The organism is Pseudomonas sp. GZJR-8 (assembly GCF_002916705.1).
Classification (GTDB): Bacteria; Pseudomonadota; Gammaproteobacteria; order Pseudomonadales; family Pseudomonadaceae; genus Aquipseudomonas; species Aquipseudomonas synxantha_A.
Map to the genome: position 1 here is coordinate 302,096 of NZ_JXSI01000005.1, position 24,186 is coordinate 326,281.

Annotated in this window: 23 protein-coding genes; 6 read left to right on the forward strand and 17 right to left on the reverse strand. The window is 60.2% G+C overall.

Translation table 11 applies throughout. The features are described from left to right. Window positions 1-269 precede the first annotated feature (269 nt). Window positions 270-707, reverse strand: coding sequence for a DUF3995 domain-containing protein (locus TK42_RS13020; protein ID WP_005787763.1), 438 nt, complete (start codon window positions 705-707; stop codon window positions 270-272). 93 nt (window positions 708-800) lie between these two features. Between TK42_RS13020 and TK42_RS13025 the strand changes: the two genes are divergently transcribed. Continuing rightward, window positions 801-1,190, forward strand: coding sequence for a DUF2946 domain-containing protein (locus TK42_RS13025; RefSeq protein WP_103734378.1), 390 nt, complete (start codon window positions 801-803; stop codon window positions 1,188-1,190). A 94-nt stretch (window positions 1,191-1,284) separates the two neighbouring features. Continuing rightward, on the forward strand, window positions 1,285-3,411 hold the full coding sequence (locus TK42_RS13030) for a TonB-dependent siderophore receptor (RefSeq protein WP_103734379.1): 2,127 nt from the start codon (window positions 1,285-1,287) through the stop codon (window positions 3,409-3,411). Window positions 3,412-3,532: 121 nt separating this feature from the next. Here the strand turns inward: TK42_RS13030 and TK42_RS13035 are convergent, their stop codons facing one another. Continuing rightward, window positions 3,533-4,540 carry an ABC transporter substrate-binding protein gene (locus TK42_RS13035; protein WP_103734380.1) on the reverse strand — a complete coding sequence of 336 codons (1,008 nt, stop codon included), beginning with the start codon at window positions 4,538-4,540 and terminating at the stop codon, window positions 3,533-3,535. A 131-nt stretch (window positions 4,541-4,671) separates the two neighbouring features. Beyond that, window positions 4,672-5,121: a hypothetical protein gene (locus TK42_RS13040; RefSeq protein WP_177327419.1), complete on the reverse strand. Its 450-nt coding sequence runs from the start codon at window positions 5,119-5,121 to the stop codon at window positions 4,672-4,674. Between the two features lie 780 nt (window positions 5,122-5,901). On the opposite strand from TK42_RS13040, the gene TK42_RS13050 reads away from it, so the two are divergent. Next, window positions 5,902-6,132 carry a hypothetical protein gene (locus tag TK42_RS13050; protein WP_005787750.1) on the forward strand — a complete coding sequence of 77 codons (231 nt, stop codon included), beginning with the start codon at window positions 5,902-5,904 and terminating at the stop codon, window positions 6,130-6,132. Between the two features lie 71 nt (window positions 6,133-6,203). Beyond that, window positions 6,204-6,440: a DUF2789 domain-containing protein gene (locus TK42_RS13055; RefSeq protein WP_103734382.1), complete on the forward strand. Its 237-nt coding sequence runs from the start codon at window positions 6,204-6,206 to the stop codon at window positions 6,438-6,440. A gap of 7 nt (window positions 6,441-6,447) precedes the next feature. On the opposite strand, the gene TK42_RS13060 is transcribed toward TK42_RS13055, so the two are convergent. From TK42_RS13060 to iolC, 13 genes are all read right to left on the reverse strand, one after another. Beyond that, entirely contained in the window at window positions 6,448-6,651 is a 204-nt protein-coding gene (locus TK42_RS13060) for a hypothetical protein (protein ID WP_005787746.1), read from the reverse strand. Between the two features lie 200 nt (window positions 6,652-6,851). Further along, window positions 6,852-7,256: a TraR/DksA C4-type zinc finger protein gene (locus TK42_RS13065; RefSeq protein WP_003191666.1), complete on the reverse strand. Its 405-nt coding sequence runs from the start codon at window positions 7,254-7,256 to the stop codon at window positions 6,852-6,854. Window positions 7,257-7,617: 361 nt separating this feature from the next. Continuing rightward, complete coding sequence (locus tag TK42_RS13070; RefSeq protein ID WP_003191668.1) at window positions 7,618-8,640, reverse strand: ABC transporter permease; 1,023 nt, start codon at window positions 8,638-8,640, stop codon at window positions 7,618-7,620. A gap of 26 nt (window positions 8,641-8,666) precedes the next feature. After that, window positions 8,667-10,220, reverse strand: coding sequence for a sugar ABC transporter ATP-binding protein (locus TK42_RS13075; protein WP_032876169.1), 1,554 nt, complete (start codon window positions 10,218-10,220; stop codon window positions 8,667-8,669). A 65-nt stretch (window positions 10,221-10,285) separates the two neighbouring features. After that, entirely contained in the window at window positions 10,286-11,221 is a 936-nt protein-coding gene (locus TK42_RS13080) for a sugar ABC transporter substrate-binding protein (RefSeq protein ID WP_032876172.1), read from the reverse strand. Window positions 11,222-11,270: 49 nt separating this feature from the next. After that, on the reverse strand, window positions 11,271-11,447 hold the full coding sequence (locus tag TK42_RS26975; RefSeq protein WP_005787736.1) for a hypothetical protein: 177 nt from the start codon (window positions 11,445-11,447) through the stop codon (window positions 11,271-11,273). A gap of 126 nt (window positions 11,448-11,573) precedes the next feature. Continuing rightward, window positions 11,574-12,602: a Gfo/Idh/MocA family oxidoreductase gene (locus TK42_RS13085; RefSeq protein ID WP_103734383.1), complete on the reverse strand. Its 1,029-nt coding sequence runs from the start codon at window positions 12,600-12,602 to the stop codon at window positions 11,574-11,576. 94 nt (window positions 12,603-12,696) lie between these two features. Then, window positions 12,697-13,707 (reverse strand): Gfo/Idh/MocA family protein, encoded by a 1,011-nt coding sequence (locus TK42_RS13090; protein ID WP_103734384.1) that lies wholly within the window; start codon window positions 13,705-13,707, stop codon window positions 12,697-12,699. 19 nt (window positions 13,708-13,726) lie between these two features. After that, on the reverse strand, window positions 13,727-15,658 hold the full coding sequence (gene iolD, locus TK42_RS13095) for a 3D-(3,5/4)-trihydroxycyclohexane-1,2-dione acylhydrolase (decyclizing) (protein ID WP_103734385.1): 1,932 nt from the start codon (window positions 15,656-15,658) through the stop codon (window positions 13,727-13,729). 10 nt (window positions 15,659-15,668) lie between these two features. Further along, window positions 15,669-16,484 (reverse strand): TIM barrel protein, encoded by an 816-nt coding sequence (locus TK42_RS13100; RefSeq protein ID WP_078821135.1) that lies wholly within the window; start codon window positions 16,482-16,484, stop codon window positions 15,669-15,671. Window positions 16,485-16,510: 26 nt separating this feature from the next. Next, window positions 16,511-17,299, reverse strand: a complete 789-nt coding sequence (iolB, locus tag TK42_RS13105) for a 5-deoxy-glucuronate isomerase (RefSeq protein WP_005787728.1) — start codon at window positions 17,297-17,299, stop codon at window positions 16,511-16,513. Between the two features lie 3 nt (window positions 17,300-17,302). Continuing rightward, on the reverse strand, window positions 17,303-18,190 hold the full coding sequence (iolE, locus tag TK42_RS13110; protein ID WP_103734386.1) for a myo-inosose-2 dehydratase: 888 nt from the start codon (window positions 18,188-18,190) through the stop codon (window positions 17,303-17,305). A gap of 107 nt (window positions 18,191-18,297) precedes the next feature. After that, window positions 18,298-20,235, reverse strand: coding sequence for a 5-dehydro-2-deoxygluconokinase (gene iolC, locus TK42_RS13115; protein WP_078821132.1), 1,938 nt, complete (start codon window positions 20,233-20,235; stop codon window positions 18,298-18,300). Window positions 20,236-20,519: 284 nt separating this feature from the next. Here iolC and TK42_RS13120 point away from each other — a divergent pair, with 284 nt between their 5' ends. After that, on the forward strand, window positions 20,520-21,428 hold the full coding sequence (locus tag TK42_RS13120) for a MurR/RpiR family transcriptional regulator (protein WP_032876193.1): 909 nt from the start codon (window positions 20,520-20,522) through the stop codon (window positions 21,426-21,428). Window positions 21,429-21,435: 7 nt separating this feature from the next. On the opposite strand, the gene TK42_RS13125 is transcribed toward TK42_RS13120, so the two are convergent. After that, the gene (locus TK42_RS13125) at window positions 21,436-22,848 is read right to left on the reverse strand and encodes a PLP-dependent aminotransferase family protein (RefSeq protein ID WP_078821131.1); all 1,413 of its coding nucleotides are present in this window, start codon (window positions 22,846-22,848) and stop codon (window positions 21,436-21,438) included. A 92-nt stretch (window positions 22,849-22,940) separates the two neighbouring features. Here TK42_RS13125 and TK42_RS13130 point away from each other — a divergent pair, with 92 nt between their 5' ends. Beyond that, window positions 22,941-24,176 (forward strand): multidrug effflux MFS transporter, encoded by a 1,236-nt coding sequence (locus TK42_RS13130; RefSeq protein WP_103734387.1) that lies wholly within the window; start codon window positions 22,941-22,943, stop codon window positions 24,174-24,176. Window positions 24,177-24,186 lie beyond the last annotated feature (10 nt).

Here is a 24,186-nt window from a genome sequence, read left to right on the forward strand (position 1 = left end):
AGGCGAGGTGCCGAGTGGTGGGGCAAGAGCGTTTTGCTTACTTTTGCGCTTTTCAAAAGTGAGCCGCCGTAAGGGCGGAACCAATAGCAGCCGTTACCTGAATAACGGATATGTACTCGGTCTGATCCAGCATCCTGGTCGGCCCTGAGGCCGCCATCGGGAGCAAGCCCCCTCCCACATTTGGATCTCGATTTGTCAGGTAGATATGTGCTGGCTGTCCGACCGTCACGAGAGCAAGCTCCCTAGCCACAGGTATGGCGCCGAGACCATCAGGTCCACGCCACCACCAACAACCCGGCACCCAACACCAGGCACAACGGCGAGTACAGGTACGTATCCAGGCGTGCAAACCGAGAGTTGCCGACCTTCTTGAAAAAACCTACCAGCTCCGAATCGCCAATCGCCCGGGCAAACATCAGCACCGCAATCGCACTGATGCCCCACTGCAACGCGCCATGGGACACCGGCGAGAAATACAGCCCGGCGCGCAGGCAAACCAGCAAGGCAATCGCTACCAGCCCCATCGCGACCAGAAAGGTGCCCAGCGCCGACGGCTTGAACGCCGGTCGCGGCCCGCTGGCAAATTCGCCAGGCAGTTGCGGAATCGCCGCCAGGCTGCCGAATTTGCCGCCAGCCGCCCAGTAAAGATGCACCATGCTGATAAAGGTAAAAACCCCGACAATCCATCGCGCAATGACAAAACTCATGGCGGACGCTCCCGAAAAATGTGGGAATCAGGATAGTCGCCCTGAGATTTTTTGCAGGCATTTCGTCGGCGGCTGATGTTAAAGTGCCGCCCCATGAAACTCGCCCGTGCCGACCGCTCGCTCATTGCCTGGATGCTCTACTGCTGCGTCCTGTTCAATGTATTCGCCTGCAGCATTGGTCATGGGCAGATGGTGGGGATGCAGCTCAACGGCATCAGCGGCCAGTTCTGTACGGTGGACCCGCGCACCCAGGCGCCCCTGCCCAGCAACTCCACGGATGAAAGTCTGCCAACCCTGTCGAAGGCCTTTGGTTGCCCGCTGTGTTCTACCGGCGGCATGGGGCCTGCGCTCAACTCCCATCTGAATGTGGCGGTACTGCCACAACCCCATGCGCCACCTGCTGCGGAGGTGCTTGCCGCTGATATTCCTGCCCGTTTCACCTGGCCCACGGCTAACCCGCGTGCGCCACCTGCCTACGCCTGATCCCTGCGCTTTCTGATCTGCATTGCCGACCGTTTCCGAGAGGAAGGACCGGTGGCTGTGCGTTGTTTTCAAGCCAAGTTTTCAGGATTCAACCATGAAACATCTACCCCTGTTGGCGGGCCTGTTCGGCTGCCTGCCCGTTTGCGCCTGCGCCCTTGAGTTGGCGCCGACCACCATTGAAGGTGATCAAAACATTGAGCCCGGCCTGGCTCTGGATCAATCCAGCGGCATGGCCTCGCGCCTGGGCCTGAGCGTGCGGGAAACCCCGGCCTCGGTGGCCATTGCCAACCGCAACGATATCGAGCGCCGTGGCGCCAGGACCTTTCGCGAGGCGGCCAATACCCTGCCCGGCGTCAACGCCAGCGCGCCGCCCGGGTTTGGTGGTTTTGTCTCGTACCGCGGGTTTACCAGCAGCCAGATTACCCAGATGTTCAACGGCATCAATGTCGCCACAGGCCTGGCGCGGCCGGTGGATGCGTGGATCTACGACCGTGTGGAACTGGTCGGCGGCCCCTCCTCCCTGATCAACGGCGCCGGCTCCGTGGGCGGCTCGCTCAATTACGTGAGCAAGTTGGCCACCCGTGAAGAACAGGCCGCAGAAGGCCAACTGACCTACGGCAGCTACGACACCGCCGGTATGGCCTTCGGCCTTAATCACGCGCTGACCGAGCCCGGCGCCGATGTGCAGCATTACGCGCGACTGGATGTGAGCCGCAACACCAACCACAGCCACATCGACCGCGCTCAACGGGATGCCTGGAGCGTGGCGTTTTCCCTGCTCAGCGACCTCACGCCCAACCTTTCCCACACCCTGGCCCTGGAATATCAGGATGAGCATGAAGACAGCCCGTATTGGGGCACACCGGTACTCAACCCCAAGGCCGGCGAACTGAAGATCGACAAGCACAACCGCTTCAACAATTACAACGTCGCCGACGGACGTTATGAGCAGCGTACAATCTGGGCCCGCTCGATCATCGACTATCGGATCAACGACAGCACCACGCTGAAAAATACCCTCTACCACCTCGACAGCCAGCGCGATTACCGCAACCTGGAGACCTACCAGTACAACGCCGACAACAGCGCCGTTAACCGCTCCACGGCCTATCAGGTGCGGCATCAGGGCGAACAGAACGGCAACCAGTTTGAACTGCGTCATGACACCAGCGTGTTCGGCCTCTCCACCACTTGGTCTGGCGGTTTTGAGTACAAGATCAACAGCACCACCAACAGCCCCTTGAACGTATCGGGTCAAAGTACCGTCGACCCGAACAACTACAACCCGGGACACTTCTATGACATCCCCGGCACCCGACCGGGCTTCATCAAGGACAAGACCAACCAGGTCACCACCAAGGCACTGTTCGTGGAAAACCGCCTGGGGCTCACGGACAAGCTGTCACTGCTGACCGGCCTGCGTTATGACGCCATCGACCTGGACGTGACCAACCACCGCACAATCACCGCTACCAACCCTCGGCACTTCAAGCGCAGTTGGGAGCCAGTAACCGGCCGTGTGGGGCTTACCTATCAGTTTGTTCCGTCGGCCAACGTCTATGTGCAATACAGCACCGCCGTCGAACAGCCCAATACCACCACCCAGGTGTTCGACGTATCCACCGGCAAGCAGTGGGAGATCGGCAGCAAGTTCGATTACCTGGACGGTCGCGGCTCGGCAACGGTCGCCGTCTACAAGATCGAACGCGAAGACTTTGCCGTCACCGACCCACAGGACCCCACCAACAGCATCCCGGTGGGCGCGCAGTCGTCCAAGGGTATCGAACTGGCCAGCTCACTGCGCATCACGCCAAGGCTGCTGGCCGAAGGCAACTTTGCCTGGGTGGATGCCGAGTACGATGAATTCAATGACAAAGTTGCCAGCGGCGCCGTGGTATCGCGCAAAGGCAATACGCCGACCAATGTGCCCAAGCGCGTGGGCAACCTGTGGTTGACCTACGACTTCTCAGAGGATTGGCAAGGGGGGGTGGATGCGCGCTATGTCGACCAGGTGTATGCCGATTATGCCAACACCCAGACAGTGCCGGCTTACACGCTGTTCGGTACGTTCCTGCGCTACAAGCTGGACGCCCGTACCTCGGTGACCGGGCGGGTGCGTAACTTGACCAATGAGGTGTATGCCGAGTTTGCGCATGTGTCGCCGGCGTATTACCTGGGTTCGCCGAGAACGTTTGAGGTAGCGGTGCAAACCAAGTTCTGAGCCTGAAATGCAGTCAACTGTGGGAGGGGGCTTGCTCCCGATAGTGGTGGTTCAGTCAATGCATATGCAAGCTGATACACCGCTATCGGGAGCAAGCCCCCTCCCACATTAAGACTATCGGTTACTTGAGACTCGCCTCAACCTTCTGGGCTACATCCGGCGTCAACCATGCCTTCCACACCTCAGGGTGCTCCTTGAGGAACGTCTGGGCCACGTCCCGTGGCGCGGTGTGGTTTTCGCTCATCTTCGCCAGGGCCTTGTTAAGCGGCTCGATGGGGAACTCGACTTTTTCGAAGAACTGGGTGATCTGCGGATATTGCTGCTGGAACGGCGTCGATACGCCAATGCTCAATTTGGATGCCAGCGAGCGCGTAGGCTTGGGGTCAGTGTTGTCCGCGTCGGTCAGGGTCTTCCATGCATCGGCATCAAACGGCGGTTCTTCCAGCTGGATCAATTTATAGCGCCCCATCAACGGGGTGGGTGACCAGTAATAGAACAGCACCGGCTTGCCCCGGCGGATCGACGAGGCAATCTCGGCATCCAGCGCTGCGCCCGAGCCGCTGCGGAAGTTCACATAAGTGTCGTCCAGGCCATAGGCCTTGAGCTTCTGTTTGTTGACCACTTCGGACGTCCAGCCGATGGGGCTGTTGAGAAAGCGCCCCTTGCCCGGGGATTCCGGGTCTTTGAATACATCCTTGTAGCGCGCCAGGTCCTGTACGCTCTTCAGGTCCGGCGCCAGGGCCTTGAGGTTTCTGGACGGGTCGCCCTTGACCACGTATTCCGGCACCCACCAGCCTTCAGTGGCGCCTTTGACTGTGTCTCCAAGCCCTACCACTTTGCCTTCGGCTTCAGCCTTGACCCAAACAGGGCTGCGGCCCGCCCACTCTTCGCCGATCACCTGGATGTCGTTCTTGGCCAGGGCGGTTTCCAGGGTGATGGTGGTGCCAGGCAAGGTGTCGGTGGGCAAGTCATAACCCTTTTCGACGATAAAGCGCAGTACTTCGGTGATCAGGCTGCCGCTTTCCCAGTTGAGGTCGGCAAAATGCACCGGTGCCTGAGCAGCCGATACCGGCAGTGACAGACTCAGGGCCGTCAGTGACGCTGCCACCAGTGACTTCAATCCTCTCATGCCTTTGCACCTCGCGTTCTCTCAGTCATGGCAAACGGCTTTGCCGCTAATGCGCGAAGCCTCTGAATAGTTAAGTCAACTCAACTGTAGTAGAGGTTCCGAAAGACAAAGGTGCACAGCGTATTTATCGGTTATTCGCTGGCCTTGAACGTCACCAGTTCACCCTTGCGCCACTTGGCGGCCTTGCCCGTCACGGCCTTGAGAGTTTTGGTCAACCCTTCCTGCAATTGTTCATGGGCGGCAAATACCAGCATCACGCTATGGCCTTCCTTGAACACAATGCCCTGGCCTTCGTTCGACGATACAAAGGCGTAGTCGCCGAGGCCGTAAACGGTCAACTTGATATCGCGAAACTTGAGTTCGAACTTTCCACCTTCGCGGCTGGGTAAAACAGCCGCACGGAAATGGTCGCCCACCTTGAGTTCCAGGCGTGGCTTGTCATCCACGACCAGTGCCGCTTCGGTATCGATCTCGGCGATGTAGATGCCTTCCGGCGTCTGTTCAGTGACGTAGACAAACCGGGATTGAAACTGTTTGACCAACTTTGCGCGCAAATCACCCAGCACGAATAACGCGTGCATATCCAGATTACTGACTGCCAAGGAAACGCCCCCACATCAAGAAAGCGCTGGCCGCCGAAGCGGGCAGCACAAAAAAACGGCCGTTACGGCACGATCACACATTCGTCAAAAACCTGAAGATAACCCGCAGGACTCGTACACCCAGCCGCGGTGGACCTAAAGCAAGGTCAGCCGGTGGCACAGCAAATCACAGGTTCAACGACCCGAGAATACGAGTCGACCAACTTCAGAGAATAACCCAGTCAAAAGTGCACTTTCCGACACCCGAAACAAAAAATACACGGGCATGGAACCAGTTGCGAACTACCGACGACAATACTAAAACAGCAAGCCGGGTCAAAACCACCCGAAACGCCAAACACAGGCTAACAAGATCGATCGACAGGAGCTGAGCATGCAACGACGTCAACACAATGCTACGTCCTTCCACACTCGTTCATCATGTCCAGACGAACGCCAATACTACTGCTTGCATAACCTTGATGGGTACTCCCATTCGGTTCTTTACCAAGTGGTGCCGGCCGGAAAGAACTTTTTCCACATTCTTGAAGTGCCCAGTGGCAGGATCAAGGGGTTTCGCAGCGACCACAATAAAGCCTGTGAATTGGCCAAAATGCTTGAAGCCAGGCTGCATGCCCTTTGCGGGGGACTCGTTTCGTCACCTGGGTGACTTTACTGCGCCTGCGCCCCTCAACAACTGCCATACTGGCCCGTCCATTGAAGTTTGCCCCGTGCGGGTCAGGTTTCATCAGTGCAGTTACCTTGAAGGGAAGGCTATACGTGACGGAATTTGATATTGGCGAATTTTTTATCCACGGCGATGCCAGGGAAGTAGACGGAGAGTTTCAAGCAGTCATTATCATGCGGGCCAAACCACCGCTGACCACTGTGACCGCGCACCAAGTAGAAAAAGACCGTTGGTTCAAGACTGTAGACGCCGCTGCCTTTGCAGCAAAAGAAGCCGCAAAAGCCCTGAAAACCGCCGTGGATTCGGGTGCTCTCAATTCCTGACACCTCGATAGAACTCTAACGCGCCTCAAGCCTCCCATACACAACGATCCTCACTTTGTATGGAGTACCCAATGGACGCGCCAATCCCCACGCTCGAAACCCTGTTTGAACAACTGGGCCTGGACTCAACCCCTGAGGCCATTGATGCCTTCATCGTCGCGCATCCGTTGCCGGAAGGCGTGAAGTTGATCGATGCGCCGTTCTGGACGCCCCAACAGGTGCAGTTTCTTAAGGAAGAACTGCGTGAAGACGCTGAGTGGGCCATCCCGGTGGATGAGTTGAATCAGCGCCTGCATCAATCTCACTAGCACGGTCTCAATGCAGGCTGTCTGACTGTTCCATGCGCAACAGCGCTTGCCAGGCAGCCTGACACTCCTGCGCCTCATCGCGACTGGCAAAAGCGGTGCCGCGCTGTTCACCATTGAGCAACACTACCCAGCAGGCTTTCTGACCCAAGGCACGCAGGGTCTCAGGTACACCGCTGCCGATCATCACGGCCACATCGACTTTGTTTTGCATGGAAGTTCTCCGTAGCATTAGTTAGCTGCCTAACAATGTTGGCCATGCTACGGTTTTATTCCAGTTGGAAAAAGCTATCCTGGGAATAGCTTCATTGCATAAACAGCAACAATCCATCGCGCCAGACGCGGGCCGGATGATCTCGGGAGGTTGTTGCAGACGGGGCAGCCAGCTCACTGGCAGGCCCCCCATTCAGCACATCAGGCTTGACGCTGATGCTTGTCGATCTGCTCGTGGCGCTCTTGGGCTTCGATGCAGTATTTGGTGGTCGGGCTGATCAGCAGGCGCTTGAGGCCGATCGGCTCGCCGCTGTCATCACACCAGCCAAAAGAATCTTCCTTGATGCGCTCCAGGGCGCGTTCAAGTTGCGGCAGCATACGCTGGTCGCGGTCAATGGCATTTACCAGCCAGGTGCGCTCTTCTTCGACGGAAGCCGCGTCAGCCGGGTCCGCCGGGGTGTCCAGGCTTTCAATGGCGATGCGGTTCTGTTCAATGCGCTCGTGGTGTTCCACCTTCATGTCTTGCAGCAACTTCTCGAAAAAAGCGTGCTGTTCGGCATTCATGTAGTCATCCGCCGGCATGGCCAGCAACTTTTCCTTTGTCATTGATTTCTCTATAAAAAATACGTGCATTAAGGCGAATAAGGGAGCGTTCCGCAAGGCCTGTGCAGGTCTCGGAAGGGCGCCGTCCATTTCAAGCGCCACCCGGCACTCAATTTACGAGGGGCGGCAGTCTAAGGCCGACTTGAGAGCGCAGCAACTGAAAAGACAGGCATTTTTTCCCAATTAACCCCCAAAGGCACCAGGACGGGCTTGGCGAACGGTCATCGGAGTGCGTTTATAGCAAGAAATTCAAGTTTGTGGAGCTATATAGAAGACAAACGGTTGAAAGTGGCTGATCCCGGGCTAAATGTGGGAGGGGGCTTGCTCCCTCCCACATTTGATCTGAGTCGGCCCTTGGATTCACTCAGCGCTTGAGCTTGCGCTTGTTGCGGTACTGGTCGATCACCACCGCTACCACGATGATCAGGCCCTTGATGATGTCCTGGATATACGCATCCACCCCCACGAAGGTAAACCCGCTGGCCATCACGCCGAGGATCAGCGCGCCGATCACGGTGCCGGTGATGCGCCCTACCCCGCCCGCCAGGCTGGTGCCGCCGATCACCGCGGCGGCAATCGCATCCAGCTCGTAGGACATGCCCATGCCCGCCTGCCCTGTCGCGGCACGTGCCGAGGCCACCACGCCGGCCAGGCCCGCCAGCAGCCCGGCGATGCTATAGACGATGATCAAGTGGCGCTTGACGTTGATGCCCGAGGTGCGCGCCGCCTGCATATTGCCGCCGATGGCGTAGGTGTACTTGCCGTACTTGGTATAACGCAGGGCAATATGGAAGATCACCGCCACCACCAGGAAGATGATCACCGGCATGGCACCATGGCCGATGGCCGTGTAGGAATCCGAGAGCATGCTCACCGGCTGGCCTTCGGTGTAGTAACGCGCCAGGCCACGGGCCGAGACCATCATGCCCAGGGTCGCGATAAACGGCGGGATGCCGGTCACCGCGATAATGCTGCCATTGATCGCCCCTGCCAGCAGCCCCACGCCCAGGCCCATCGCCACCGGGATCCACACCGGCAAGTCGGTCAGGGACGGAAACACCGCCCGGGAAAAATCCGAGGTCTGCGCCAGGCTGGCAGCGATCATCGCCGACAAGGCCAGCACCGAGCCTGACGACAAGTCGATCCCCGTGGTGATGATCACCTGGGTCACGCCGATGGCCAGCAGGCCGATGATCGAGACTTGCAGAATCATCAGCACCAGGCGCTGGGAGTTCATCAAGAAGCTCTGGTCGCGCACGATCCAGCCGAACAGTTCAAACACCAGGCCGATACCGATCAGCACCAAAAAGATGCTCAGCTCGGTGGGCATGCGTCGACGATTCTTCACCGGTGCCGTCGCCGGCTTGTTGTCTGTTATTGCGTTCATAGCCCATCACCTTCTTATTCTGTAGATCAGTGGACCGCAGACATGCCGGAGGCCAACTGCATGACTTTTTCCTGGGTGGCCTCGGCACGATCCAGGGTGCCCATCAGTTCGCCTTCGTGCATCACCATCACCCGGTCGCTCATGCCAAGCACTTCGGGCAGTTCCGAGGAAATCATGATCACCGCCATGCCTTCGCTGGCAAGAAAGGCGATCAAGCGATAGATCTCGGCCTTGGCGCCCACATCGATACCGCGGGTCGGTTCATCCAGGATCAGCAGCCTTGGGTTGGTCATCAGCCAGCGTGCCAGCAGTGCCTTTTGCTGGTTACCGCCCGACAAGGTGTCGATGCATTGCTCCAGGGACGGAGTTTTTACTCGCAGCTTCTTGCACATCTCTTCGCACAGGCCGCGCAGGGCCTTCTGCTGGATAAAGCCGCTGCCCGAATAGTGCGGCAACACCGCCATCTCCATGTTTTCCAGCACCGACAGGCACGGGAACAGGCCGCTGAGCTTGCGATCTTCGGTCAATAGCGCAAAGCCTTTCTCGATGGCCATGTGCGGGTCGGTAATGCGCACCGCCTTGCCGTCCAGGGTGATTTGCCCACCGGTGCTTGGGGTAATGCCAAAAATGGTTTCCGCCACATTGGTACGCCCAGAGCCCATCAGGCCGGCGATACCGAGAATCTCCCCGGCGTGCAGGTCGAACGAGACGTCCTTGAACACGCCGTCCAGGCTCAGGTCGCGCACCGACAGCAGCAACTCACCTATCGGCGTCTCGCGCACCGGAAACAACTGGCTCAGCTCACGCCCCACCATCATCGAGATCAGGCTGTCGCTGTTCATGCTGTCGGCACGTTGCAGGCCTATGTACTGGCCGTCGCGGAACACCGCCACTTCATCGGCGATGGCGAACACTTCGTTCATTTTGTGCGTGATGTAAACGATGCCTTTGCCCTGGGCCTTGAGGTCGGCAATGATCGAAAACAGGTGGGCCACTTCCTTGTCGGTAATGGCCGAGGTGGGTTCATCCATGATCAGGATGTCGGAGTCGTACGAGACCGCCTTGGCAATCTCGACCATCTGCCGTTCGGCGATGCTCAGGTTGCCCACCTGCTCTTCAGGGTCGAGGTTGATGCGCAGGCGCGCCAGCAACTCGGCGGTGCAGCGATGCATTTCGCGGTGGTTGACCATGTGCAGGCTGTTGAGCTGCTCGCGGCCGATCCAGATGTTCTCGGCGATGCTCATATGGGGCATCAGGTTGAGCTCCTGATGGATCATGGCGATCCCGGCCTTTTGCGCCGCCAGCGGCGTTTCGAAGGTAATAGGCTTGCCACGCAGGCGGATTTCCCCGGCGTCGGGCTGGTAGATGCCGGCGATGATCTTCATCAGCGTCGATTTACCCGCGCCGTTCTCGCCCATCAATGCCAGCACCGTGCCGGGGCGCACCCGCAGTTGCACATCGTCCAGGGCGACAACACCGGGAAAGCCTTTGCTGATGTTGAGAATTTCCAGCAGGTAGGGTTCGTCCAGCGGCAACGGCTGGATGCCCGGGGGCTGCGAGGCAGCGGCTTGAGCAAGCATAGGGAGGCACTCCATCTGCAGGGCGGCCGTGACCGCCCTGCCGGCTTATTGTTGTTGTGTCAGGGCTACTTGAAGTCTTTGACGTTGTCCGGGGTGATCAACTGGAACGGGATCACCACGTTCTGCTCCACCGGCTCTTTTTTGGCCATCTTGCGCGCCGCTTCCACGGAACCCACCGCTTGGCCCTTGGCGTCCTGGAACGCCGAGGCGGCCATGTCACCCTTGGTGATCGCGTTCAAGCCATCCGGCGTACCGTCAACACCGGCAATCAGCACGCTGCCTTTTTCCTTGCCGGCCGATCGCAGGGCCATGGACGCCCCGATCGCCATCTCATCGTTGTTGGCCAGCACCGCATTGAAATCACGCCCCTGGGTCAACCAGTCGTTGACCAGGGTCATGCCCCGGTCACGCAGCCAGGCGCCGGTCTGCTCCTGCTCGATCTTGATGTCCGGGTACTTGGCCAGCACTTCCTTGACACCCTTGGTGCGGTTGGTGGTGGAGTTGTTCGCCAGGTCACCCAGCAGGATCACGATCTTGCCCTTGCCGCCGAGTTTTTCGGCGATGTATTGCATTTGCAGGCGCCCGGCCTCGACGTCATCGGAGGTCACTGCCACCACGTCCTTGGGCAAGTCTTTCTGGTCCGGGCGGCGGTTGACGAACACCAGCGGAATGCCCGCCTTGGTCGCAGCCGCAATGATGTTCTTGGTCGAAGCGGTATCGACCGGGTTGACGATAATGGCGTCGACTTTCTGGCTGATAAAGTTCTCGACCTGGCTCAATTGCTTGACCACATCGGCCCGCGCGTCTTCAAACTGCAATTGCACGCCATCGCCCTTGGGGTAGGACTTGGCTTGCTTATCCATGTCTTCGCGCAGGTAGGTGAGGAAGGTGTCATCGAACGCAGACATCGTGACGCCCACCTTCAGATCGGCGGCGCCGGCAACGCCACTGGCCAGCAGCATGGACAGGGCCAGCGCGGTAAAACGGATCGGGGTCTTCATGAACGGTCTGTCTCCACTTTCTTGTTGGTTTTTTTCGACGTTGCGTTTATCAGGACTCGGCTGTCAGTCGCACCACTGGCGCCCCTGGAATGCAGCACACCAGCGCGCCCTGGTTTTCGACGCACAGCACGTTAAGGAAGGAGAAGTAGAACGGCCGGGCGCGGGGCAGTCCGCGTGGCGCTTGGGCGGGGCGTAAAACTCGAAGTACAGCGTTGAAGATTTTCATCTGACGGTACCTGGTTGTTTTTGATCTTGTTTTTGTTGAGTCGCCCGCTGGGTCCGGGACGTACTTTATGCAACCTGGAAACGACTGTATTAGAAAATAATTTCCATATCAACCTGTTTTAGAATTTTATTCTATTTTTGTCGAAACCACTTGCTGGCGCTCGGCGCTCAGGCGTGCGGCGTCCAATATACGGGTGGTTTCCAGCGCGTCATAGGCGCTCACCGGCAGCGGTCCCTGCCCTTGCACGGCCAACTGCAACTGGCGATAGAACTGCGTCCAGCAGCCCTTTTCCGACGGCACCCGCTCACGCTCCGAGCCTTGTTCGAACCAGCCCCAGCGTCGATGCTCCTCCGCGCCCCAGTGCTCGCCTTCGGTCTTCGGCGATTTACCGGCGATCAGCGCTTCTTCCTGGCCATCCAACCCTTCGACGGTGTAGCAACCCAAGGTGCCACTGACACGAAAGCGCGGCGCCTGGCTGTTCTGCAAGGCGTTGCCCCACAGGTGTGAAATCACGCCGTTGGCGTGGCTCAGGGAAACAAAAAAGCCGTGATCCACGCTGGGGTGTTCAGGGGTGTAGTGCAGTTGGGCGAACACTCGGCCCACCGGGCCGAACAGTTGCAGCGCCTGATCGACCAAGTGGCTGCCCAGGTCACGCAGCCACCCGCCGCCGCTGGCATTGCCCACGGCTTGTGGGCTGTAGCGTTCTACACGAGATTCAAAGCGGGTGATGGTGCCCAGGGCACCGGCATCGATGAGTTTGCGCAGAGTCAGGTAATCCGAATCCCAGCGCCGATTCTGGTAGACGCTGAGCAGCGAGCCCTGGCGCTCGGCGGCAGTGATCAGGGCTTGGGCTTGTTCGGCGTTGGCCGCAAAGGGTTTGTCGCTGACCACCGCCACGCCGTGTTCGATGGCTTCCAGTACCAACGCTGGGCGACCTTTGAGGGTGGTGGAAATCACCAGGGCGTCGACGCCGGCTTCGACGATCTGGCCGATGGAGTCGAAGGCCTTCACGCCTGGTAGATCGGTACTTAATTGCTGGCGACGCTCCGGCGAGCGTGTGACAACGCCCACAAACGTCGCACCAGGCAACGTCGCAATCAGCGGCGCATGAAAGAAGCGCCCTCCGTGGCCATAGCCGACTAGTCCAATTCGCATGATTCACTCCTGCTTTGAAGTGCAAACACTGTTCAAATGTGGGAGGGGGCTTGCCCCCTCCCACATTGACCAGGTTCCACCTGTGAGATTGGGATCAGCCGTAGAAGTGTGGGCGATCCGGCAAGCTCACCGGCACAATCTGCCCACTGCCCTGGGCTTCAATACACGCATCCGCCGCCACTGCCGCCGCATACCCATCCCACGCCGACGGCCCGCCGACCTGCCCAGCCCGCACGCTGTCGATAAACGCCTGCAACTCCACGTCATAGGCACCGATAAAGCGATCTTTCCAATCCATCAGGATCGCATTGGACAGCTTCGCACCGCTGCGCAGTTGCACCTGGGACGGCTCCGGCAACTTGGCGATGCCGGTCTCCCCCACCACTTCGCACTGGATGTCGTAGCCGTATTGGCAGTTCACAAATACCTCCACGTCGATACGCGTGCCCTTGGCGGTTTCCAGCAGCACGATCTGCGGGTCGCGCAGGTGGGCCAGGGCCTTGCTGGTCTTGCGCGGGAAGACCACCTGCACGGACACATAGTCGTCATTGAGCAACCAACGCAGCACGTCCAGTTCGTGGATCAGGGTGTCGGTGATCGCCATGTCGGTGTTGTAATTCTCGCCCACCGTCGGGTTACGGTGCGCGCAATGCAGCATCAACGGCTCGCCGATCTGGCCGCTGTCGATCACGGTTTTCAAGGCCCGATAGCCTTCGTCATACGGACGCATGAAGCCCACCTGCACCAGGCGCTTACCGCAGGCCACTTCGGCCTCGACGATCTTGCGGCAGCCTTGCGCGGTGACCGCCAGGGGTTTTTCACAGAACACCGGTTTGCCGGCGGCGATGGCGGCCAGCACGAATTCTTCGTGGCTCGGGCCCCATGAGGTCACAAGGATCGCTTCGACCTCTGGCGAGTTGATCAGCGCATGGCCGTCAGGGTACACCTCGGCGTCCAGCTTCAAGTCCGCCACCACCTGCGCGGCCTGCGCAAGGTTGATATCGGTGACCGCCACCACCTGGCTGTTGAGCAAGGTCTGGCTGCAACGACGGATATGGTCCCGGCCAATGGCGCCCGTACCAATCACTCCAAGCTTCAAAGACATGTAAACACTCCTCTTGTTATTAGTACTGCCGGGCCTTGGCCAGGTGCTCATTGAGTTTTTTTGCCGCTGCATTCGTGCGTTCACTGGTGGACACCTGCGCCACACCTACCCGCCACCACGACAGGTAGCCGTGGACCATGGTCTTGGGCAGCACTTTGATATCGATCAGCGTCGAGACGGTTTGCGTGCGCGCATCGGCAAGGGCCGCTTCCAGCTGCTCTAGCGTGCTGACCTTGTAGGTCTTGCAACCATAGGCCGCCGCACTCATGGCGAAATCCACCGGCACCAGGCCGCCGTCGAGCTTGCCGCTCTCGGGGTTGCGGAAGCGAAACTCGGTGCCGAAGCTGTCCATGCCATTGCCGATTTGCAGGTTGTTGATGCAACCGAAGGCCATGTTGTCGAGCAGCACCACGTTGATCTTGCGCCGTTCCTGGATCGAAGTGGCCAGCTCCGAGTGCAGCATCATGTAGGAGCCGTCACCGACCAGGGCGTAGACCTCTTTGGTCGGCTCGGCGAGCTTCACGCCCAGGGCGGCATTGATCTCGTAGCCCATGCACGAATACCCGTATTCGACGTGATAGGTATTGACGCCCTTGCTGCGCCAGGCGCGCTGCAAGTCCCCGGGCAGGCTGCCGGCGGCGGCGACGATGATCGCATCGTCGGCCAGCGCCTGGTTGAGCACGCCCAGTACGCGGCTTTGGGTCAGGCAGGAGCCGGTCAGCTCGATAAACTCGCGCAGTACGGCGCGGTCCAGAAGGTCGTCAACTTCCGGCACGAAATCATCGTCTGAGTATTGCACCTGGTACACGCGATCCACTTCGGCATTCAGTTGCGCCTTGGCGTCAGCGATCTGCTCGCCCCAGCCGGAACGGTAATCGCCGAGGGCATCGGCCAGCGCTTCAAGCGCGACTCTGGCATCCGCCACCACTTGCACACCGTCCAGCTTCAACGCGTCGCAGGCGCTGACATTGAGGTTGAGAAAAGTCACCTCGGGGTGCTTGAACAGCGATTTCGACGAGGTCGTGAAGTCGGTATACCGCGTGCCGATGCCGATGATCAGGTCCGCCTCGGGGGCCAGCAGGTTCGCCGCCAGGCAGCCGGTTTCGCCGATGCCGCCGACGTTCAGTGCATGGCTGGAGACAACCGCGCTCTTGCCTGCCTGGGTTTCGGCAAAGGGAATCTCAAAGCGCTCGGCAAAGGCTTGCAGCGCCGCATTGGCGCCGGAGTACTTCACCCCGCCGCCACAAATGATCAGCGGTTTGCGCTTGCCGCGAAACGCCGCCAGCGCATCGCCGATCATCGCGGCGGTGGCCGGGCGCCGGTCGATACGGTGCACGCGCTTTTGCAGGAAGTAGTCGGGATAGTCCCAGGCCTCGGCCTGCACATCCTGGGGCAAGGCCAATGTCACCGCGCCGGTTTCGGCAGGGTCGGTGAGCACGCGCATGGCGTGGATCGCCGCCGTCATCAACTGTTCGGGGCGGTTGATGCGGTCCCAGTATTTGCTCACGGCGCGGAACGCGTCGTTGGTGCTGATGCTCAGGTCGTGGAACTGCTCGATCTGCTGCAGCACCGGGTCGGGCTGGCGGCTGGCGTAGACATCGCCGGGCAACAGCAGCAGCGGTATGCGGTTGGCCGTGGCGGTGGCTGCGGCAGTGAGCATATTCGCAGCGCCAGGCCCCACCGAGGCCGTGCACGCATAGATCTTGCGGCGCAGGTGCTGCTTGGCAAACCCGATGGCGGCATGGGCCATGCCTTGTTCGTTGCGGCCCTGGTGCACCACCAGGTCGCCGCTGTCCTGCTCAAGCGCCTGGCCAAGGCCCAACACATTGCCATGCCCGAAAATAGTGAACACCCCGGCAACGAACTTGCTCTGTACGCCGTCGACTTCGATGTATTGGTTATCCAGAAACTTCACCAGGGCCTGGGCCATGGTCAATCGTGTGGTGCTCATGTCACGCCCCTTATCGTTTTTGCAGGTGGGCGATGCTTGCCCCCAACGCCTGCCGGATATCCGCCAACCCATGCACGCTTTCGGCAAACGGCTCGAACGACAGATAGCCGCTGTAGCCGGTGCTCAGCAAGGTGTCGATCTGCGCCGCATTCCCGAGAATATCGTCCTCGCCCACCAGCACGCGGTGGCCGTCGCGGATTGAGTCAAGCGGCGCCTCGTGGTCTTCCACCCCGGAGATATGCACCAGCCCGGTCAGCTCCGGGAAGAACTCATGCTCGCCGGCCAAATGATGGTGAAAGGTGTCATGCACCACACGAAACACATCCAGGCCACCGATGGCCTTGATTGCATCCACTGCCACGCGCTTGCGGCGCAGGGCGGATACTGCGAAGCCCAGGGGTTCGATGAAACCGAGAATCCCGTACTCACGCAGGATCAATGCCAGTTCGCTCAACGCGGTGCGCAAACCAGCGGCGCGCTGCGCGTCGTTACGCGTATCGCCAGGCTGATTGAACGGGCACATCACCAGGCCCTGGGCCCCGCACTCACGGGCGTAGGTGGCCAGTTCGATTGCCTGAGCGCGGCGTTCGTCGTTCCACACATCAAAAGGGTACAGCGCGTTGATCGACAGTACCTTGATGCCCTGCGCCGCGCACAACTCACGCACGCGGGCGGCGGACATGCCGTATTCGATTTCGCGGTTTTTGAGGTCGTTGCGAATCTCGATGGCATCGCACTGGAGGGCTTTGGCCAGCTGGATAAAATCCGCCAGGGGCAAGTCAGGCGCGACCATACGGTTAAGGGCAAAACGTAGCGGCGACTTCATTGTTGTTGTTCTCCGTCCAAAACCGTTTAAAGGTCCAGCAGCCAACTGTGCTGCGGGTCGTTATGGAAATGCCAGGCGCGCTTGGGGCCGGCCATGACATTGAGGTAATAAGACTCGTAGCCATACGGCACGCTGACCGGGTGATATCCCTTGGGCACCACCACCAGGTCGCTGTTTTCCACGGCCATGGCCTGGTCGATGCTGCGGTCGTCGGTGTACACGCGCTGGAACACAAAGCCCTGGGGTGGATTGACCTGGTGGTAGTAGGTTTCTTCCAGAAAGCTCTGGTGCGGCAGGTCATCGGTATCGTGTTTGTGCGGCGGGTAACTTGAGGAATGCCCCGACGGTGTGCGCACTTCCACCACCAGCAGCGAATGGGCCGGCTCGCTGTCGGGCAGGATGTCGCAGACGTAGCGGGTGTTGGCGCCTTTGCCGCGCACACTGCGTTTGCACTGCTCGGGGCGGATCAGGCGCGGGGCAAAACCCGCCGCACCCGGCGCCGCACACACGGCGATCTGTACATCGCTCAGGGCCGTGACCTGGGCGTCGGTGCCCGGCGGCAAATAGGCGGCGAACGGTGATTTGTCTTCGAACACCGACTGGCGATCACCCAGGTTCTGCCAATTGAAGCCTTCGCCTTCGATATTCACCCGACCGCTGAGCAGCACCAGGCACAGCTCCTGATCGCCCGCGCTGACCGGCAAGGTTTCGCCCAGGCTCAAGCGGTAAGCGGCGAAGCCTACGTACTCCAGGCGCCCCGCCTCCAGGGCAACCATGGTTTGCCCGCGTTTGCTGCTTTTGACCAACAAGCTCATCACTCAAACCCTCTCGTTGAGAAGCGCACGCAAGGTGTCATAGCCCTTTTTCGCGTAGATATAACTGGGCGCCACGGCCGGGTCCTGCTCGGCTTCCACCACCAGCCAGCCTGCGTAGTTCGCAGCGAGCAGCACGTCCAGTAACGACGCAAAGTCGATATCGCCGTCCCCTGGCACGGTGAAAGTGCCGTTGACGATGCAATCGGGAAAACTCCACATCTGATTGCGCGCCAATTGCACCACGGGTTTGCGCACGTCCTTGAAATGCACATGGCAAACGCGGTCGATGTGCTTGCGCAACACCTCGATGGGTTCGCCGCCGCCCATGTAGCAGTGGCCCGAATCGAACAGCAGGCCGACTTCCGGCCCCGTGCGTTTTATCAACTGGTCAATGTCTTCGGGAGACTCGACGTAGGCGCCCATATGGTGGTGGTAGGCCAGGCGCACGCCTTGAGACAAGGTGAAACGCGCCAGCTCGGTGAGCTTGTCGGCGTACGCCTGCCAGGCCTGTTCGCTATGAAAACGCGGACGTTCTATCAGGCGAATGCGTGAACCCTGGATCGAATCGGCGACTTCGCCGTATACCAGTACGTTGGCGCCGTTTTGTTTGAGCAGTTCGACATGGCCGGCAATGGCCTCGATCTCCTCGGCCACCGAACGACGGGCCAGGCGGCTGGAGTACCAGCCCGAGACCAGCGCCAGATCATAGGGACGCAGCACGTCGCCGACGCCCTTGGCATCCTTGGGAAACTTGCCATTGAGTTCAAAACCTTCGTAGCCGATGTCCTTGCCTTCACTCAGGGCCGTGCTCAGCGGGGTTTCACCGCCAAGGGCCGGGAGGTCGTCATTGCTCCAGGAGATCGGGTTGATGCCAATTCGGATTGCGGGCATGGCTGCACCTTTTATTGTTTTCTCTAGAGATCACTGAGATCTGCTTTATGTGGGAGGGGGCTTGCTCCCTCCCACATTGGATTGCATTGCACATTTGGAATGTGTGACTAAATTCGAGCACTGCGCCAGGCGTTGATGAGTTGTTCGAAGGTAGCCTGTACCTGCTGGATCAAGGTCTCATCATCGATCTCCCCCGCCATCCACGCCCGGCTCGGCTCCTGGAAGATCGTGCGGCCGACGGCAAATCCGCGGCAGGTGGTGCTCAGGCGGGCTTGTTGAAAACCGTCGGCAAGACATTCAGCCGACGCGTTCAGGCCAAGCAACACCACGCCACGGCAGTACGGGTCGCGCTCCTGGATCAGTTCGTCGAGCTTTTTCCAGTCGGCGGCCGACTGCGCTTCGATCTTCCACCAGGCCGGGTAGATACCCAAGTTGTACAGGCGCTTGAGGCTGCGATACAAAACGTCGGGATAAGTGGAGGGGTGATCCTTGGGCGGGATGACTTCCAGCAGCAGTTCATGGCCGCTGACGATGGACGCCTCATACACCGCCTTGAGCTGCGCCTCCTGTTCCAGGCGCAGCATAGGTTCGTCATCGGGGTGAAATTGCACCAGGCATTTGATGATCTGTTCCTGGGGCCAGGCAATCAGGTTGCTGCCCACCGAGCGACCGTGTTCGAACGCCAGAGGCCGTGAGTTCTGCACTTCGACCGGGCGGGCAATCCACCAGCCTCGGCCGCTGGCGGCATTGAGGGCATCCTGGCCAAAACGCTGATCGGCTAGCAGGCCCACGTCGGCCTCGATGCCCTGCTCGGCGAGCTTGGTCTCCACACGTTCGATGGCCTGGATAAACAGCTGCTTGATGGCGCTGATTCGCGTCAAGTCCTGGCCGCCTTTTTGCGCCAGGTCCACCAGCTGCCAGCGGTGATCGAAGGCAAACACGAACAGTTGCTTCCAAGCCTTGCGCGGCACCGTGACGCGGTGCAGGCGCTGCAGGGTCGCATCCTGATCGGGACGGGTGATCGGCACCGGGCTGTTGAACAGGTAATCGAGTTCGGCGGGCGTGGGCATGGCCGGCGCACAGGCGTGCCGCGAGACCACCAGGCCGCCACAGGCATTGGCCAACTGGCTGCAACGCTCGTCGCTGGCGTCGTTGAGCCAGCCACTGAGAAAGCCTGACATGAAGGCATCGCCAGCACCCAGCACATTAAGCACTTCAACGCGCACACCGGGATAGATCGCCCCATCCTCCAACCGCGCAGGGATCTCGCCGTGGATCACCGTGCAGCCTTGCGGGCCGAGCTTGACCACCAGGGTGGCGGCCGTCAGTTCGCGCACCGTGCGCAGGGCGGTGAGCAGGTCTTCACTACCACCGGCGATGAGGAATTCTTCTTCAGTGCCGACGATCAGGTCGAAACGCGCCAGGATTTTCTGCACATGCTGGCTGACATTCTGGTCGGCAACAAAACGGGTTTCGCCATCGGCCTTGCCCGCCAAGCCCCACAGCACAGGGCGGTAGTCGATATCCAGCACCCGTTTGACGTTGTGTTTGGCTGCGTAATCCAGCGCCTGAATGCTGGCCTTGTACACACCGTCGGTGGAGAAATGCGTGCCGGTGATCAGCAGCGCCTTGCTCGATGCAACAAAGGCTTCGCTGATGTCTTCGGCGCGCAGGGCCATGTCGGCGCAGTTTTCGCGGTAGAACACCAGGGGAAAGGTTTCACGGTCTTTGAGACCCAGCAGCACCAGGGCGGTGAGGCGTTCGGGGTCGACCTTGATGCCGCTGACATCGCAACCTTCGCGGGCCAGGGATTCGATCAGAAAACGGCCCATATGGTCGTCGCCCACCCGGCTCAGCATCGCCGACTTGAGCCCCAGCCGGGCAGTGCCGAAGGCGATGTTGGCGGAGGAACCGCCGAGGTATTTGGCAAAGCTGGACACATCCTCAAGCCGCGCACCCACTTGCTGCGCGTAGAGGTCGACGCCCAGGCGCCCCAGGCAAATCAGATCCAATTGACGCCCACTGGCAAAACGAGTCTGGCCCATGCTGGCTCCTGTTATTTTTATCAGCCTGCGTTGTGCCGCCGTAGTGGCGGCAAACGCTCTTGGTGGGAGCAGACTAGAACGTCCGACGGCGGCAATCAATATTTATTCCATAATTATTTTTAGTGGAATATATTTTCCAATACGTCAGCATAGCGGCACGCCAGCGCCCGTGCATCGTTTCAGCAGGCCACGCGGGCCGTGATGCCGAGGTATTTTTTTGCGCCTACCCTGTAGACTTGCACCACCCATCAGCGCATCAGACGAACACGCCAGAAGGATTGCCCATGTCCCGCACCGATCCCGAGACCACCCTGGAAGCAACTGTCGCCAGCCCTCCGATCAATGCCGAACGCCTGTTGCAGCTGATCACCGACGAATACGAAAGCCTGCCGCGCCAGCTCAAGCGCATCGCCAGTTACATGAGCCAGCAGAGCGACCGGATCATGGTCGATCGCATCAGTGACATCGCCCGTGAATGCGAAGTGCACCCCTCGGCCATCGTGCGGTTTTCCCAGCGTTTCGGCTTCAGCGGTTTCAGTGAAATGCAGGCGCTGTTTCGCGAGGCCTATACCCACAAGACCACACCGGTGCAGAACTACCAGCAGCGCATCCGCAGCATGATCGCCAACAAGTCGCAGAAAGCCAGCGGCGGCGACCTGGCGCGTGAGTGTGTCAACGCCACCCTGTCCGGGATCGAACGCCTGGGCCTGGAACTGGACGATGCGGCCTTCGAGAAAGCCGTGGACCTGGTGGTCAATGCCGACAACATCTACGTGGTCGGTGTGCGCCGTTCCTTTGCCGTGGCCGACTACCTGGTCTACAACCTGCAGCACACCAACAAGCGCATCCACCTGATCTCGGGGCTAGGCGGCAGTTATCGCGAGCAGATGCGCAGCGTGCGCGCCAATGACCTGGTGATTGCCATCAGTTTTACGCCCTACGGCAAAGAGACCCAGCACTGCCTGCGCATTGCCCAGCATCACCAGGCCAAGACCTTGATCATCACCGACAGCAACCTGTCGCCGCTGGCCAAGCGCGCGAATGCGGTGCTGTTGGTCAATGAAGGCTCATCGTTTGCCTTTCGCTCGCTGAGCGCCACCTTGTGCCTGTGCCAGGCGTTGTTTATTGCGGTGGCCTATCGGTTGGAATTGAAGGTGGATGAAATTCATGAGCAGGTCGGGTTCGACGACTGACGCGCTCCTACAGCAATTGCGCCAGAGCCCGGCCGTGGAAGCGGATCTGCGCGAGGGTCAATGCGGTGTAGCCGACAATCACGGCGGGCGGCAACGTTACATCGACACAAAACTTGCCCAGTGGCTGCAAACTCAGCCCGGCGTCGGCGGCGCGGGCGCAGAAATCCGCCTCTGGCACCCCTGCCGGTAACCACAGCACAAAATGCAGCCCGGCCTGCTCGCCAGTGACCGTGACGTCCGGCGGGAGGCAAGCGAGCAAGGCATCACGCCGCGCCTGATAGGCCTGACGCGAAGCGCGCAAATGCCGCACAAACGCACCGCTGCCAAGAAAGTCCACCAGGCCCGACTGATCGCTGGCGCCCACCGAATGCCCGGTCAGTTGCAAGGTGCGCAGCAGTGACGGACGCAGGGTTTTGGGCACCACCATGAAACCGACTCGCAACCCTGGAAACAGGTTCTTGTTGAAGCTGCCGCAGTAGAGCACGCGGTCGTTCGCATCCAGGGACTTGAGCGCGGCCAAAGGTGCGCTGTTGTAGTTGTACTCGCTGTCGTAGTCGTCTTCGACCACCCAGGCATCGGCTCGACTTGCCCAGTCCAGCAGCGCCAGACGGTGCGACACCGACAGGGTCACGCCCAGCGGGGCCTGGTGCGCGGGGGTGACATACACCAGTCGTGCGTGGGCAGGCAACTGAGCGGTATCGAGCCCTTCGGCGGTGACCGGGATCGACTGCACCTGTGCGCCGGCCAGCTTGAACAGACGCCGCGCCGGGGTGTAGCCGGGGTCCTCGACGCAGGCCAGGTCACCCGGTTGGAGCAGCGTGCGGGCGATCAGGTCAAGGCCATGACGAATACCCGTGGTGACAATCACTTCATCCGCCTCGCAGTGCATGCCGCGATAACTGCGCAAGTAATCCGCAATGTGCTCACGCAGGGCCGGCAGCCCACCAGGATGCGCGGCCTCCAGTACACCAGGGCCTGCGGCCAACAACCCACGGGCGACGCAACGCGCCCAGGCTTTCAGGTCGAACAGGCCGGCATCCGGGCGCCGTGCGACAAAGGGCACATGGCTCTGTACCCCGGCGTGGGGTGGGTCGGGGTCAACCGGGCGGCGCAGCATTTGTTTTGACGCCGGGGCCGCAATGAATTGCTCGGGAATCACCGCGCGCACCCGCGTGCCAGAGCCCGCCACGCGCTGCACATAGCCTTCGCTGTGCAAGCGGTCGAACACGACCTCAAGGGTGCCGCGCGAAACCTGCCAGCGCTCGGCCAGGCTGCGGGTCGATGGCAAACGGCTGTCGGCCGGCAACTGCCGAGTCAGGATCGCCCCCCGCAAAGCCTCATAGGCGCCCTGCTGTTTACCCTCGCCCAAGTTGTCCGGGCGCGGCAAGTCAAGATTGGAGGCGGCTTTTCCTCGGCTCATAGTGGTCCAATCCTTCCATGCACAAGTGGTTCTGCGGATTAAACCACAACGCCGCTAGAGTCCGGGCTCTACCCCTCGCGAAGTAACCGCCCATGACGCAACGCATTCTCGCTCCCTGGTTCTGGCTAACGCTGCTGACGGTCCTGGTGGGCTTGCCGCGCCTCACCCTGGACCTGCACTTGCCCGCCCTGCCCGCTATGGCCGACTACTTCCAGACCTCCGATAGCCAACTGCAGCTGGTACTGACGCTCTACACCCTCGGATCGGCGATTTCCTTGCTGGTCAGCGGCCCGCTTACCGACCGCTTCGGCCGGCGTCCGGTGTTGCTGGCCGGGTTGACGACGTATGTACTGGCAACCCTCACCTGCGCACTGGCCGACAGCCTGAGGGTATTGATCATTGCGCGGCTGTTCCAGGCCCTTGGCGGGTGTTGCACCACGGTAATAGGCCGGGTGATCGTGCGCGACTATTTTGCCCCACAGGAGCAGGCGCGCTTGCTGGGGTTGATCTCCATGGCAATGGCGGTCTCGCCCATGGCCGCGCCGGTGCTTGGCAGCGTGCTGTTGCCCCTCTTGGGTTGGCGGGGTTTGTTTGTTTTGCTGGCGGTGATTGGCAGCCTGTTGTGCCTGGTGGTCCAGCGCCGCCTGCCGGAAACCCGTCCGCCACAAGTGGCCGCCGCGCCACCCACCCACTTGCTGAGCATCTACGGCCAACTGCTGCGCGACCGCTATTTCCTGCGTTATGCCTTGGCGATCGGCTGCGTGTACAGCACCTATTTTCCGTTTATCAGCGAGTCTTCGGCGTTGCTGCAACGCGGCTTTGATTTATCGCCGAGCGCCTACGCCCTGGTATTTGCCGCAACGATCAGTGGCTATATGTTCGGCGCCAACCTGTTCCGCCGCCTGGTAGCGCGGTTCGAGGCAGACCGCTTGATCAGCTTCGCCATCGGCCTGAATGTGCTGGGCAGCGTACTGCTTGCGACGGCCACGACACTGCTGGCGCAGGATTGGCTGGCGATTGTGTTGCCGATGGTGGTGATCATGGTGTCGGTGGGGCTGACGATGCCCGCCTGCCAGTTGTCGGTGTTGCAGCCCTACGGCGCGATTGCCGGTACGGCGTCGGGGTTGTTCTTTTTTATTCAGATGTTTGTGACGGCTGTGAGCAGTTGGGCCACCGGGCTGCTATCGGATGGCACTGCACAACCGTTGGTAATCATGACATCGCTGGCCAGCACCTTGCTGGTCATCAGTTGGCTGACGTTGCGCAAAACGAAAAGTGGGAAGGAGCAAAGCCCTTCCCACCCTTTACCGAGCCAGGCCCGGGTTTAGTGCATGAAGA